The following is a 13,006-nucleotide window of genomic DNA, read 5'->3' on the forward strand; positions in this document are numbered from 1 at the left end:
CGCCTTGACTCGCCCGCGGAAATATCACTCTCGTTTTCAGCCAACCGTGTGTGCTAAAATCGCACACTGATGTGCACTATGTATAGAGCATCACTCTCAGTTCGGCTTCTGTCAAGGCATCCGGCCCGGCCGTGAACGGATCGCAGACCCTGGCCCGAGGCCTGACCGCACTGCAACTCGTCGCCGCGGCGCCGGGTGGCCTTACCGCGCAGCAGGTCGCCGATCAGGTCGGTGTGCACCGCACGATCGCCTACCGGTTGCTGACCACGCTGGCCGAGCACAAGTTCGTCGCCAAGGGCGAGGACGGCCGGTACCGGCCGGCAGCGGGCCTGGCCGTGCTCGGCGCCTCCTTCGACCGCAACCTGCGCCAGCTGAGCCAGCCGATCCTGCAGAACCTCGCCGACGAACTCGGCACCACGGTGTCGCTGCTGGTGGCCGAGGGTGACCAGCAGGTTGCGATAGCGGTGATCGTGCCCACCCAGGTCGCCTACCAGTTGGCCTTCCATGAAGGCAGCCGACATCCGCTGGATCGGGGCGCGGCCGGGGTGGCCCTGTTGGCCAGCATGCCGGCGCGACCCCGCGAGCGTGACCTGGTCACCCGCACCCGCGAGCAGGGCTGGGTGGTCACCCACGGTGAGATCGAACCGAACACCTTCGGTTTGGCCGTACCGGTGCACCGTCCGGCGCCGTCGCCGCCGACCTGTATCAACCTGATCTCGCACCGGGAGGACGTGGTGCTGCGCGGCAAGGACGCGGTACTCGACGCCGCCGCACAGTTGTCCGCCGTATTGAGCTGAAAGGGCCGCTTTCACATGCCGTCTTGGGATAGCGAAGTCGATGTCGTCGTGTGCGGGACCGGTGCCGCGGGTCTGACCGCTGCCCTGACCGCCGCGGCCAGCGGTGCCGATGTCGCGCTCTACGAGCGCGCCGCCACCGTCGGTGGCACCACGGCGGTATCGGGGGGCATCGCCTGGATTCCCGCCCATCAACGAGCACCCGGCGCCACGCTGCCCGTCGCGGACGCGCTCGCCTATCTGCGGGCACAGTCGCTGGGCGCCATGGACGAGGAGTTGATCGACACGTTTGTGCGCACCGGGGCCCCGATGCTGGACTTCGTGGAAGCGCACAGCGACCTGAGGTTCGAAATCGCCACCGGATTCCCGGATTACAAACCGGAACTGCCCGGCGGACAACCCGGTGGCGGCCGCTCACTGAACGCCGTCCCCTACGACATCAGCCGCCTCGGGGGATGGGCCCAGCGGATCACGACCTTTCCCGCCGACTGGTCCAACGTCGGCTTTGACGCCGAGACACGGGCCCGCCTGCACGCCGACGTCGACGCAGGCTCCGGCGAGATCTGCGTGGCCGGAACCGCGCTGATCGCCGGCCTGCTCCGCGGCCTGCTGGATGCGGGGGTGGAGCCGCAAACGGGCTGCCGCGTCGTCGAACTGCTCACCACCGACGGTGCGGTGATCGGTGCCCGCGTCGAGGCCGACGGCACGACGCAGCACGTCCGCGCCCGCCGCGGCGTCGTGTTGGCCAACGGCGGATTCGAATGGGACACCGCGCTGGTCGAGGCGTTCCTGCGCGGCCCGATGCACGGCGCGGTGTCACCGCCCAACAACACCGGCGACGGGTTGCGGATGGCGATGGCCTGCGGCGCCGATCTGGCCAACATGGGTGAGGCGTGGTGGGTACCGATCGTGCGCATCCCCGGCGACACCATCGACGGCAAGCAGCGCAGCCGCAGTGTACGACTGGAACGCACCCGCCCGCGCAGCATCATCGTCAACCGCGCCGGACGCCGGTTCGTCAACGAAGCCTGCGACTACAACTCGATGGCGGGGGCATTCCACTACCTCGACCCGCGCGGCGGCTACGTCAACGATCCGGCCTGGATGGTGTTCGACTCCGAGCACCTCAAACGCTACGGATTCTTGGGTGTGGCTCCGGGAGAACAGGTTCCGGATTGGTACTGCCCGTCGGGCGATCTGGCCGAGTTGGCCGCCAAGACCGGCATCGACGCCGACGGCCTGGGCGAGACGCTGGCCGCCTGGAACCGCAACGTTGCCGCCGGCGCCGATCCCGACTTCGGCCGCGGCAGCAGCGCCTACGACGGCTACTGGGGTGACGACGGTGCGACGCTGGGCCCGATCGACACCGGCCCCTACTACGCCGTCCCGATCTCCGTGGGGTCGATGGGCACCAAGGGCGGGCCGCGCACCGACCGCGACGGCCGCGTCCTGCACGTCACCGGTGCTGCGATTCCGGGCCTGTTCGCCGCCGGCAACGCGATGGCCGGGGTTACCGGCCGGGCTTACGGGGGCGCCGGTGGAACCATCGGGCCGGCAATGGTGTTCGGCTACCGGGCGGGTTACACAGCGGCGACCGGGCAGCCGGTGGACTAACGGGATTCCCAAGCCGCGAGGGTGCACCCACGCAGACAAAGATCGACTAGACCCCTGCGTGGGTGCACTCTCGGCGTTTAAAGCGGCTACGCCGCGATCCCGATGAAGTAGCTGCCCAGCAGGCATGCGCCGATGAGCACCACCCAGGCGTCGGTGAGGCGGCACAGCAGTACCGGAGCATGCCGGACGTCCATGAACTCCCGGAAGATGATGCGCACCTTGATCAGTGCGATCACGATCGCCGCCGACGTGACGACGGCGCTGGCTTTGCCGATCCCGCCGTGATCGTCGGAGTGGTCGATCCACACGTAGGCCATGGTCATCGCCGACAGCAGCAACCACACCATCAGCAACCGCTTCTTGGGGGAGTACCGGAGTCTCAAACGATCACCTCACGACGTAGAGCATGGCGAAGATCAGCACCCACAGCAGGTCGACGGTGTGCCAGTAGGTGGCCCCCGTTTCGACCAACTCTTGGGAGCGCCGCTGCGGACTGCGTAGCTGATAGACGACGACGCCGATGGCGACGAAGCCGATCAGCAGGTGCAGACAGTGGATCGCGGTCAAAAAGAAGTAATGCTGGAAGAACTCGTTGCTGGAGAACCCGTACCCGGAGCGGATCAACCGGACCCATTCGAACACCTTGAGCACCAGGAAAGCGGCGCCGAGGGATGCGGTGAGGTAGGCGTTGCGCAGCGCCCCGCCGTACTGCCCTGCCGCGGCGTCCTGCACGCAGCGCGCCACTGCCCACGAACTCGCCAGCAGGACAATCGGGTTGACCACACCGACCCGCAGGTCCAGATGCGCCTGCGACTGTAGATAGAGCTGCGGGCTGTGGGTCCGAAACGTCAGATAGACGACGAAGTAGGCGGTGAAGACCAGGGCCTCGAAGAGCACGAACGCCCACATGTCCGGCTGCCCGGGCACCGCCTTGGCGGGCCGGCCGGTCACCGCGTCACCGCTTTCGGTAGGACCCCGGTCCCGAAGTCCTCCCGCCGGATCAACTGCCGCAACAGGGTGATGAACGCACCGGTGTAGATGCCGAACACCACCATGTCGACCCACCAGGCGATCACACCGTCCCAGGCCCAGGCGCCCTGTTTGAAAATCCAGGCCGGTGAGACGACGACCTCGGTGAGCGCGTTGCACAAGTTGAGGTAGCCGAACCATTTGGGGAACACCCCGTTCTTGTCGATCAGGATCGCCACCATCCAGACCAGCGAGCCGATCAGGAACACGCCCAGGGTCCCGACGAACGACATGAAGGCGAAATCGTAAAGGAAGGCGATCAGCTGGGGGTCGCGGTCGGGCCGCATCGCGGCGACGGTCAGCACGATGCACATCACCAACATGCCGGGCACCGCGCTCAGCGAGTACAGCACCAGGTAGGCGTACCCGAAGGCGGGGCTGACCGACATCCGCCGCATCGAGTAGGCGATCAGCGCGTTCTGCGGTGCCGTCATGCCGGTGATCACGAACATGATCGCGAAGCCGACCAGCAGTCCGTAGTGGTTGTCGTTGAGCCACCGCATGATTCGCGGCACATCCCAGGCCGGGCTGGGTGGAGGCTCGGTTCGGGTCAGGATGAAGAACACGATGAAGAACAGTTGGTAGAAGACGACGACCGTCCACCAGGCGAACCACAGTTCGCGCTTGGGGTTGTGCCGCCAGTGCCATCCGACGCGGCGCAGCGGCGAGCCCGGCGCCAATGTTGCTGCCGGTGCCGCGGTCACGCGGCGGCCCCAGTTAGGGCCCGCTCCCGATAGATGGCCCGGCCCAACACGATGCTCATCACGATGATCCACACCGCGATCGCGATGTTCTTGCCCCAGAACGACAATGCGCCGTCCCAGGCGATCGGCCCATCCTGCGCCAGACCCACGAACGCGGCCGGGACCAGCGCCGCCGCGATCAGCACGTTGAAGTACCCCACCCACGGCCGCAGCACCGGTTGGGGCTGGTCGTCGAAGCGGATCGCCAGGGCCACCACCAGACACTGCGCGATGAGGTAGGGCACGCCGGTGGTGAAGGTGACCCATGCGAGGTCGTTGAACATCTGGGTCAGCATCGGATCACGCTCGGGGCGGAACGCGGCCAGTAGCCAGAAGATGTTGGCGATGAGAAACAGGGTGGGGCCGCCGGCCGCGCAGGCCAGCATGCAGTACGACAGGATCGGGGTGCGATGCGCCATCCGGCGAATCTGCATGACCAGCAGCATGAGTAGCGGGATCAGGGCCACGCAGAACCAGTTGAACAGGATCATGCTGTAGCGGACCCGGGACATGTTGGTGGGATCGCGGTAGAAGTCGGCGACTTGCTGCGCCGACAGCGTCGGCGACATCGGCGGTGTGAAGCCGGGAAACAAGAAGAACGCCGAGATCCAGATGAACGCCAGCGCCGGCAGCGTCCAGAACAGGATCAGCTCACCATCAGTTCGTCTCATCGATGACTCCCATCGCCGCTAGCCGATCGGCTACGTGCAAAGTAGCCGATCGGCTAGCTAATGGTCAACGGCGGCGCCCTGCACCGCCGGGAGCTTCCAGGAATCGGCTGGTAAGGCGCAGCAACTGGGCGCGCAGCGTGTCGTCGTCGATTCCCTCCACCAACGGGTGCACGACCCCGACGGCGATAGCACCCGAGAGCATGGCGGCCGAGACCCGGGCGTCGTCGCCGGCGTCACCGACCAGCACCCGGTAGAGGCGTTCGATGAACTGCCCAAACGGCTTGTGTTCAGCCAGGAGTCGGACGATCACCGGGTCGAACTGCAGGGTGCTGGCCGCACCGCGTCGCGCCACCGCCAGATCGATGACGCCGTCGAGCAGCACCTCGCGGGCCCGCGGCGGACTGGCCTCGGACTCGGCGGCTTCCAGCGCTTCCTCCAGCTGGCCGAGTTCCCGCTCGGTCAGGGCGATGACGATCTCTTCCTTGGTTTTGAACTGGTGGTAGACCGCCGCCTTGGTCACCCCGATCTCGTCGGCGATCATCTGCAGCGAGGTGCCGCCGACCCCGTTTTCGCCGATCAGCTGCAGCGCCGCGTCCAGCACCCGGGTCTGGGCGGGGCTGCGCACGATGAACCGAAACCCGGCCGAAGGGGACACCATCGGCCTAGAGTAGCCGAACGGCTAGCGCCGGGCACCTGGGTCAGCGGAACACGCGGTCAGTTCTTGGCGGCGTTGAGCCTGGTGACGATGGTGGCGAAGTCCTCGGTCCGAAATGACTGGTCCTCGGCCATGTTCGCGAAATCCAGGGTGGCCAGCACCGCGCGCTCCAGATGGATGTTGAGCAGCCGCTTGGTGCTCTCCACCGCCTGCCGCGGCAGGGTGGCGATCCGTTCGGCGCACGCGATCGCCTCGGCGAGCGGATCGGCCACCACATGGTTGGCCAGGCCGAGCTGCGCCGCGCGCTCGGCACCGATGCGGGCGCCGGTCAGTGCGTATTCCTTGGCCAGCAGCAGGCTCATCTGCAGGGGCCAGGTCAGCGGGCCCCCGTCGGCGGCGACCAGACCCACCTGCACGTGCGGGTCGGCCAAATAGGCGGTCTCGGCCATATAGACGATGTCACTCAACGCGACCAGGCTGCAGCCCAGGCCCACCGCGGGACCGTTGACGGCGGCCACCACCGGTATGCGGCACCGTGCCATGCCCAGCACGATCTCGCGTCCATGCAGAATCGTTTTGGCGCGCAACGCATCGTCACGACGCAGCTCATCGAGGTAGGCGAAGTCACCGCCGGCGGAGAACGCCCGGCCGGCGCCGGTGATCACCGCGGCGCGGACGTCATGATCCTCGCCGAGCCTCGACCAGAGATGGGCCAACCCGGTATGCAGCTCGTCGTTCACGGCGTTGAGCGCATCGGGCCGGTTCAGCGTGATGATCCGAAGCGGGCCTTCGGCGCGAACGTCGATTTCGTCGGGCATGTCGTACATTTCAGGCTCCTTCACTAGTCGTGACCCGCTTCACCCGGGCTTCGCCCGCGTTCGCGATCACTCCGGCAATAGTCGTGACCCGCTTCACCCGGGCTTCGCCCGCGTTCGCGATCACTCCGGCAATAGTCGTGACCCGCTTCACCCGGGCTTCGCCCGCGTTCGCGATCACTCCGGCAATAGTCGTGACCCGCTTCACCCGGGCTTCGCCCGCGTTCGCGATCACTCCGTCAATCCCAGGATTCGTGAGGCGATGATGTTCTTCTGAATCTGCGAGGTGCCGCCCATCACGCTCTGAGCGCGGCTGTAGAGGTAGGCGCTGAGCAGTTCGGCGTCGTCGGCGCCCCCGACCGCCAGCGCGGCGTGACCGACCGACTGCTCCACCCAGGTCATCAGCAGCTTGTCCAGTGAGCCCTCCGGCCCGTGTGAGAGGCCGTCGAGTTGTTCGGACAGCCGACGTCGCACGTGCAGCCGCAGCATCTCGGTCTGCACCGCCGCCCAGGCCAGATCTTCGCCGATGTCGCCGTTCACCCGGCGCGTCATCTGGGTCACCAGCTTGCCGTACCGGGCCGAGTAGCCCAGCGTCGACGGCTCGCGTTCGTGACCGACCACCGTCATCGCCAGCGCCCAGCCCTCCCCCGGCTGCCCGATCATCTGGCTGGCCGGAACGGTTGCGCCGTCGAAGATGACCTGGCCGAACTCGGTGGTGACACCGTTGATCATCCGCAGCGGGCGCTGCTCGATGCCGGCTTGGTGCATGGAGATGATGAACGCCGAGATGCCGCGGTGCCGCGGGGCGTCCTTGTCGGTGCGGGCCAGCAGCAGACACCAGTCGGCGACGTCGGAGTAGCTGGTCCAGATCTTGTGACCGTTGATGATGTAGCTGTCGCCCTCGCGGGTCGCGGTGGTGGTCAACGACGCCAGGTCCGAGCCGGCTCCGGGTTCGGAGAAGCCCTGGCACCACCGCTGGGTGCCGTTGATCATCCCGGGCAGAAAACGCTGCTGCAGTTCGGGACTCGCGTGCCGACCCAACCCGACCACGAGATAGCCGAGGCTGGGCCGCGGCGGAGCGCCCGCACGCGCCAGTTCCTCGTCGACGATGACGTCGTAGACCGGGGGAAGCTCGTGGCCGCCGAATTCGCGCGGCCAGGACAACCCGAAGAACCCGGCGCCGTACAGCGCCTGATGCCAATCCCCCTGCAGCGCCCAGTACTCGTCGCCGCCGGCGGCCGGGAAGGCTCCGGCCCGTTCCTGCAGCCAGCTGCGCAGCCGCTCCCGGAAGGCGGCTTCCTCGGGTGAATCACGAAAGTCCATGGGCGATCTCCCTTAACGTCACGGGCCACTGTCCGGTGGAGACCAGTGCGCGCCGCAGGTAGGCGTGGGCCAGGCATTCCCAGGTGTTGCCGATGCCGCCGTGCACCTGGATGGCGGTCTCGCAGACGGTCCTGGCGGCGCGGGCACAATAGAGCTTCGCCACCCGCGCGGCCTGGATCGCCTCATCCGCATCCAGTTCGTCGACTGCCCAGGCGGCGTGGCGCAGCACGCTGATTGAGCCCTCGATCAGCGCCAGCCCTTCGGCCAGCAAATGCGCAATGGCCTGATAGGAGCCGATCGATTTGCCGTACTGTTCGCGGATCTTGGCGTAGTCACAGGCCAGCGCGTGCGCGCCGCGCGCGGTGCCGACCAAATCGGCGCAGGTGCCGACCAGCGCCAAAGCCTGCCAGGACAGCGCGTTTTCGGTGCTGATGGACCCCAGCGGGGCCGGCTCACCGGCCAGCTCGGCACTGGTTCTGGTCAGGTCGGTGCCCGGTCGCTGCGCGCCGAGGTCGACGCTCATCACCGTGTCGTGGCGCAGCAGCACGGCCCGCCCGGCCCCGCGCGCGTCGAACGCGATGTCGCCCACCGCGATGGTGGCCCCCTGCGGGTCGGCGTCGAGGCGCCGGGTCAGGTCGTCGGCCAGCACCGGACCGAGGAACGGCGCGTCGACCAGGCCGCGGCCGAATTCCTCGGCCACGATCGCGACCTCGACACCGGACGCACCGTCGGAGCGCAGTGAGCGCCACCCCGTCTGGGCGACGGCCTTTTCCAATCGCGCCGACCGGTCGGCGTCGTCGAGGTCGGCGATCGATCCGGGCCCCAGATCATCGGCGAGTTTGGCTGCAGCGTCGCGTAATTGCCGCTGTTCAGCGTTCAGCCGGACATCCATACCGCTCCTTTAGCACTCGGCGTAACAGTTTTCCGGACGGCAGCCGGGGAATGTCGGAGACGAACACCACGCGGCTCGGTCGTTTGTAGGACGCCAGCCATTGCCCCACCAGCTCCATCAGCTCGGTGTCGGTGACCGGCGCGCTGGTGGCGACGGCGGCGATGACGGCCTCGCCGTCGACAGCCGGAACGCCGAACACGGCGCAGTCGGTGACCGCAGGATGGCGGTGCAGCACCGCCTCGATTTCGGCGGGTGCGACCTGAAAACCGCGCACCTTGATCATCTCTTTGCACCGGTCGGTGATCCGCAGCCAGCCGTCGGCGTCGAGGTAGCCGACGTCGCCGGTGCGGTACCAGCCGTCGTGCAGCACCTCGGCGGTCGCTTCGTCCGGCAGGTAGCCGGTCATCAAGGACTCCGCGCGGGCCTGGATCTCGCCAACCTGGCCGGGCCCCAACACATCCCCGCTGTCCAGCGCAGCTATCCGTACCTGCACGCCGGGCACCGGGTGCCCGACGCTGTCCAGCCGCGCACCGCTGTGCGGATTGCAGGCGATGACCGGCAGCTCGCTGGTGCCGTAGGCGGGGACCCAGCGCACCCCGGTGCGCCGGGTGACGGTGTCGGCGACGCTTGCGGTGACCGGGGTGGCGCCCCACATCAGATACCGCAGCGAGGACAGGTCGAAGGACTCCAGATCGGGGTGCGCGGCGATGGCCAGCGCGATCGGCGCCACCACCATCTCCACGGTGATCCGGTCGGTCTCGATGTAGCGCAGCATCGCGTCGACGTCGAAGCGGCGGTGCAGCCGCAGCCACATCCCGGTGTCCAGGGCGGTGAGGATGTTGAGCAGCCCGAGAATGTGCGACGGCGGGGTGAGCACCTGAATCCGGTCGGTCTTGGTCAGCGCGAGGGCGTCGCGCCAATCCCGCACACCCGCGGCCAGGGAGGCGTGGGTGTGGCGCACCGCCTTGGGCCGCCCGGTGGTGCCGGAGCTGAACACCAGCAGCGCCTCGGTGTCCGGCGCTGACGATGAGACGCACGTGACGGGTGCGACCGGCCCGGCCACCGTGTCCAGCTGCCGCATCGGCATCAGCTCAGCCAGCACCGGATGATCGCCCACAGCGTGACTGGGCCGGGTCAACGCCAGAGCATGCTCGACTTCGGCCCGCTTGTAGGCCGGGCTGATCAGGACCACCGCGGCACCCAGGCGCCAGATGGACCGCAGGGCGGCGACGAACTCCGGCCGGTTCGAGCACATCAGCGCCACCCGGGCGCCGGCGCGGACCCCGTCGGCGGCCAGGGCGCCCGCCAGCGAGTCGGCCATCGCGTCGAGTTCCGGCAGGCCGAAGCACCGGTCCTCGAACACGAGCACCGCGTCAGGCGATCCGGTCCAGGCCAACATCTTGAGAACATCCTATCGTTTTGAGAGAATAGTATTCTCTGTTACGAAGAACGCAAGCGCGGAAGGAGGCGGGTCATGGCGATCAGTCACGTGTTCCAGCGGGCGACAGTGACACGGATCGTCAAAGAGACCGCCGACGCCCGCACCTTCGTGCTGGCCCCGCACGAGGCGCCGTTCGAGTACCGCGCCGGCCAGTACAGCACCTTCCGGGTCCGGGTGGACGGTGAAGACCTCTACCGCTCCTATTCGATGTCCAGCGCCCCGGAGACCGACGGCGAGCTGATGACCACGGTCAAACGGGTTGCCGGCGGCAAGGTCTCGAACTGGATGCTGGACAACGTGGTCGAGGGCGACGAGCTGACCATGACGCGCGCGGCGGGGGCGTTCTGCCTGGACTCCAGCCCGGCGCCGCTGCTGGGCTTCGCCGGCGGCAGCGGCATCACCCCGGTGTTGTCGCTGGCTAAAAGCGCGCTGGCCAAGACCGAGCGCAGCGTGCGACTGCTGTGCGCCGACCGCGACGCGGCCTCGGTGATGTTCGAGACCGTCCTGGCCGAACTCGCCGAGCGCTACCCCGGTCGACTGTCGGTGCTGCGCCACCTGGATGCCGAGCGCGGCCTGCTGGACGCCGAGGCGGTGCGCGATTTCGTGGCCGGCGACTCCGACGCGGACTGCTACGTGTGCGGGCCGGAAGGATTCATGACCGTGGTGCACGCGGCGTTGCCAGGCCCGGGGCGGGTTTTCGTCGAGGACTTCGACATAGCCCCCACGGCGCCGGACAGCGCAGTGCCGGCGGCGCCCGCCGACACCGGCGAGGACCTGGGCACGGTGACCATTCACCTGGAACGCAAGAAGGTGTCGGTGCCGCGGGTGGCCGGGGAGACGCTGCTGCAAAGCGCGCGACGGGCGGGGTTGACGCCGCCGTTCTCCTGCGAGGCCGGCAACTGCGGCACCTGCATCGCCCGGATCACCGAGGGCAGCGCCACCATGCTGGCCAACGACGCGCTGGACCCCGACGAGGTGGATGACGGCTACATCCTGACCTGCCAGGGTGTCCCGGACCCCGGGTCGATCACCGTGCACTACGAATAGCCGCTGACTGTGCGCCCACCAGACACCGCACTCGCACTTTCGCCTGGTGCACGCCGAGTCAGCGTCAGGGGAGCTGCACCTCGCGGGCCAGCTCGGCGATCATCTCGCGGGTGCGCCGCTTCGAGGCGATCAGCTCGTCGCGGTTGTCGCCGATCGGCAGCAGCCGCACCGACAGGTCGGTCACCCCGGCGTCGGCGAAGCGGCGGAACCGGGCCAGGATGGCCTCCTCATCGCCGGCCGCGCACAGGTCGCCGACGTCTTGGGCATCGCCGCGCTCCAGCAGCCGCTGATAGTTCGGGGAGACCTCGGCCTCTCCGAGGATGCGGTTGGCCCGTTCCCGGGCCGCGTCGACTTCGGTTGGCCCACAAAGGCATACCGGAATGCCGGCGATGATCCGCGGCGCCGGCCGTCCGGCGTTGTCGGCGGCCTTGGTGATGCGCGGGGCGATGTGGTCGCCGATGGCCCGCTCGTCGGCCATCCACAGCACGGTGCCGTCGGTCAGTTCGCCGGCGATGCCCAGCATCACCGGACCCAGCGCGGCGACCAGCACCGGCAGCGGCGCCACCGGCGAGAGGTCCAGCGGGTTGTGCACGGTGAAGGTGTCGTTCTCGACGTCCACCGGACCGGGCCCGGTCAGCGCGGCGCCCAGCACCTGCAGGTAGTCGCGGGTGTAGGCGGCCGGGCGCTCATAGGGCAGGCCGAGCATGTCACCGATGATCCAGTGGTGCGAGGGCCCCACGCCCAGCGCCAGCCGCCCCGCGGCGGCGGCGTGCACCGAGAGCGCCTGGCGCGCCAGGGCGATCGGGTGCTGGGTCTGCAGCGGGACGACGGCGGTTCCCAGTTCGATGCGGGTGGTGCGGGTGGCCATCAGCGCCACCGCGGTCAGCGCGTCGAAGTCGGTGGGCACCTGCGGGATCCAGGCGGTGTCCAGCCCGGCGGCCTCGGCCCATTCGATGTCGTCGAGCAGCTTGGCGACCTTGCGGGCCGAGTCGCCGCGCTCGGCACCGATCATCACTCCCAGGCGCACGGTTCCCTCCTTTTCCTCAACTGATAACGTACTTGCAAAAAAAGAGAATGCCAATACCGCAGTTCAGGAGAACCCATGGCCACGACCGCGATGACCTTTGCCGACCGCACCCTGGTGATCTCGGGCGCCAGTCGCGGGATCGGCCTCGCGATCGGCATCGCCGCCGCCCGGCACGGCGCCAACGTGGTGCTGATGGCCAAGACCGACAACCCGCATCCCAAGCTGCCCGGCACCGTGCACACCGCGGCCGCCGAGATCGAGGGTGCCGGCGGCAAGGCGTTGGCGGTGGTCGGCGACGTGCGCAGTGAAGAGGACGTGCAGCGTGCGGTGGACGCGGCGGTGGCCCGGTTCGGCGGGGTGGATGTCTGCGTCAACAACGCCAGCGCCATCGCCACCGAACCCACCGAGGCCCTGTCCGCCAAGAAGTTCGACCTGATGCAGAACATCAATTCCCGCGGCACGTTTCTGTTGACCAAGGCCTGTCTGCCGCATCTGCGTCGCTCGGCCAACGGTCATGTGCTGACGATCGCGCCGCCGATCAACATGAACCCGTACTGGCTGGGTGCGCACCCGTCCTACACGCTGTCGAAGTACGCGATGACGCTGCTGGCGCTGGGTTGGGCGGCCGAGTACGCCGACGCCGGGGTCGCGTCGAATTGCCTGTGGCCGCAGACCTATATCGCGACGTCGGCGGTGACCAACCTGGCCGATGGGGACACGCTGGCGGCGTCCTCACGCAACCCGGAGATCATGGGTGACGCGGCGGTGGAGATCCTGTCGCAGCCGTCACGGCAAGCAACCGGGCAGTGCTACATCGACGCCGACGTGCTACTGGCGGCCGGTGGCTATGACCTGGCGTCCTACGGCGGCGGGGATGCGCCGATCCGGGACCTTTTTTTGGACTGATTCCCCCGTTCACTCTGCGTCTACGGCGCAGTCCACTCGGCGTTTCGCG

15 protein-coding genes are annotated in these 13,006 nt (G+C 68.1%); 4 read left to right on the forward strand and 11 right to left on the reverse strand.

All coding sequences use genetic code 11. From position 1 onward, the window contains the following. Positions 1-131 precede the first annotated feature (131 nt). Together AC5Y36_RS01155 and AC5Y36_RS01160 are read left to right on the forward strand one after the other, a co-directional pair. Positions 132-797: an IclR family transcriptional regulator gene (locus tag AC5Y36_RS01155; protein WP_500039028.1), complete on the forward strand. Its 666-nt coding sequence runs from the start codon at positions 132-134 to the stop codon at positions 795-797. Positions 798-812: 15 nt separating this feature from the next. Then, a complete protein-coding gene (locus AC5Y36_RS01160; RefSeq protein WP_500039029.1) occupies positions 813-2,408 on the forward strand; it encodes an FAD-dependent oxidoreductase in 1,596 nt (531 codons plus the stop codon). A gap of 86 nt (positions 2,409-2,494) precedes the next feature. Here the strand turns inward: AC5Y36_RS01160 and AC5Y36_RS01165 are convergent, their stop codons facing one another. The 10 genes from AC5Y36_RS01165 to AC5Y36_RS01210 form a co-directional block, all read right to left on the reverse strand. Further along, positions 2,495-2,755 carry a cytochrome C oxidase subunit IV family protein gene (locus AC5Y36_RS01165; protein ID WP_500039122.1) on the reverse strand — a complete coding sequence of 87 codons (261 nt, stop codon included), beginning with the start codon at positions 2,753-2,755 and terminating at the stop codon, positions 2,495-2,497. Positions 2,756-2,795: 40 nt separating this feature from the next. Further along, a complete protein-coding gene (locus AC5Y36_RS01170; RefSeq protein ID WP_500039123.1) occupies positions 2,796-3,317 on the reverse strand; it encodes a cytochrome c oxidase subunit 3 in 522 nt (173 codons plus the stop codon). A 38-nt stretch (positions 3,318-3,355) separates the two neighbouring features. Beyond that, entirely contained in the window at positions 3,356-4,141 is a 786-nt protein-coding gene (locus AC5Y36_RS01175) for a hypothetical protein (protein ID WP_500039030.1), read from the reverse strand. Further along, positions 4,138-4,851 (reverse strand): hypothetical protein, encoded by a 714-nt coding sequence (locus AC5Y36_RS01180; RefSeq protein WP_500039031.1) that lies wholly within the window; start codon positions 4,849-4,851, stop codon positions 4,138-4,140. Before AC5Y36_RS01180 ends, AC5Y36_RS01175 begins: the two co-directional genes overlap by 4 nt. Positions 4,852-4,915: 64 nt before the next feature. Continuing rightward, entirely contained in the window at positions 4,916-5,509 is a 594-nt protein-coding gene (locus AC5Y36_RS01185) for a TetR/AcrR family transcriptional regulator (RefSeq protein ID WP_500039032.1), read from the reverse strand. Between the two features lie 56 nt (positions 5,510-5,565). After that, on the reverse strand, positions 5,566-6,333 hold the full coding sequence (locus AC5Y36_RS01190; RefSeq protein WP_500039033.1) for an enoyl-CoA hydratase/isomerase family protein: 768 nt from the start codon (positions 6,331-6,333) through the stop codon (positions 5,566-5,568). Between the two features lies 1 nt (position 6,334). Further along, the gene (locus AC5Y36_RS01195; RefSeq protein WP_500039034.1) at positions 6,335-6,556 is read right to left on the reverse strand and encodes a hypothetical protein; all 222 of its coding nucleotides are present in this window, start codon (positions 6,554-6,556) and stop codon (positions 6,335-6,337) included. Further along, a complete protein-coding gene (locus AC5Y36_RS01200; protein WP_500039035.1) occupies positions 6,553-7,644 on the reverse strand; it encodes an acyl-CoA dehydrogenase family protein in 1,092 nt (363 codons plus the stop codon). Before AC5Y36_RS01200 ends, AC5Y36_RS01195 begins: the two co-directional genes overlap by 4 nt. After that, entirely contained in the window at positions 7,631-8,536 is a 906-nt protein-coding gene (locus AC5Y36_RS01205; protein WP_500039036.1) for an acyl-CoA dehydrogenase family protein, read from the reverse strand. Before AC5Y36_RS01205 ends, AC5Y36_RS01200 begins: the two co-directional genes overlap by 14 nt. Beyond that, the gene (locus AC5Y36_RS01210; protein WP_500039037.1) at positions 8,514-9,935 is read right to left on the reverse strand and encodes a class I adenylate-forming enzyme family protein; all 1,422 of its coding nucleotides are present in this window, start codon (positions 9,933-9,935) and stop codon (positions 8,514-8,516) included. Before AC5Y36_RS01210 ends, AC5Y36_RS01205 begins: the two co-directional genes overlap by 23 nt. A 75-nt stretch (positions 9,936-10,010) precedes the next feature. Between AC5Y36_RS01210 and AC5Y36_RS01215 the strand changes: the two genes are divergently transcribed. Then, positions 10,011-11,024: a 2Fe-2S iron-sulfur cluster-binding protein gene (locus AC5Y36_RS01215; RefSeq protein WP_500039038.1), complete on the forward strand. Its 1,014-nt coding sequence runs from the start codon at positions 10,011-10,013 to the stop codon at positions 11,022-11,024. 64 nt (positions 11,025-11,088) lie between these two features. Here the strand turns inward: AC5Y36_RS01215 and AC5Y36_RS01220 are convergent, their stop codons facing one another. Next, positions 11,089-12,051: an LLM class F420-dependent oxidoreductase gene (locus AC5Y36_RS01220; protein WP_500039039.1), complete on the reverse strand. Its 963-nt coding sequence runs from the start codon at positions 12,049-12,051 to the stop codon at positions 11,089-11,091. 75 nt (positions 12,052-12,126) lie between these two features. Here AC5Y36_RS01220 and AC5Y36_RS01225 point away from each other — a divergent pair, with 75 nt between their 5' ends. Next, entirely contained in the window at positions 12,127-12,957 is an 831-nt protein-coding gene (locus AC5Y36_RS01225) for an SDR family oxidoreductase (protein ID WP_500039040.1), read from the forward strand. Positions 12,958-13,006: the final 49 nt, after the last annotated feature.

It is taken from the genome of Mycobacterium sp. NGS50 (genome assembly GCF_059812545.1).

Excerpts from the sequence above, each read along its gene's own strand:
- AC5Y36_RS01225 (WP_500039040.1), top strand. The coding sequence starts at position 12,127 with ATGGCCACGACCGCGATGACCTTTGCCGACCGCACCCTGGTGATCTCG.
- AC5Y36_RS01190 (WP_500039033.1), bottom strand. The coding sequence starts at position 6,333 with ATGTACGACATGCCCGACGAAATCGACGTTCGCGCCGAAGGCCCGCTT.
- AC5Y36_RS01205 (WP_500039036.1), bottom strand. The coding sequence starts at position 8,536 with ATGGATGTCCGGCTGAACGCTGAACAGCGGCAATTACGCGACGCTGCA.
- AC5Y36_RS01210 (WP_500039037.1), bottom strand. The coding sequence starts at position 9,935 with ATGTTGGCCTGGACCGGATCGCCTGACGCGGTGCTCGTGTTCGAGGAC.
- AC5Y36_RS01215 (WP_500039038.1), top strand. The coding sequence starts at position 10,011 with ATGGCGATCAGTCACGTGTTCCAGCGGGCGACAGTGACACGGATCGTC.
- AC5Y36_RS01170 (WP_500039123.1), bottom strand. The coding sequence starts at position 3,317 with ATGTGGGCGTTCGTGCTCTTCGAGGCCCTGGTCTTCACCGCCTACTTC.
- AC5Y36_RS01185 (WP_500039032.1), bottom strand. The coding sequence starts at position 5,509 with ATGGTGTCCCCTTCGGCCGGGTTTCGGTTCATCGTGCGCAGCCCCGCC.
- AC5Y36_RS01165 (WP_500039122.1), bottom strand. The coding sequence starts at position 2,755 with ATGGTGTGGTTGCTGCTGTCGGCGATGACCATGGCCTACGTGTGGATC.
- AC5Y36_RS01200 (WP_500039035.1), bottom strand. The coding sequence starts at position 7,644 with ATGGACTTTCGTGATTCACCCGAGGAAGCCGCCTTCCGGGAGCGGCTG.
- AC5Y36_RS01160 (WP_500039029.1), top strand. The coding sequence starts at position 813 with ATGCCGTCTTGGGATAGCGAAGTCGATGTCGTCGTGTGCGGGACCGGT.
- AC5Y36_RS01180 (WP_500039031.1), bottom strand. The coding sequence starts at position 4,851 with ATGAGACGAACTGATGGTGAGCTGATCCTGTTCTGGACGCTGCCGGCG.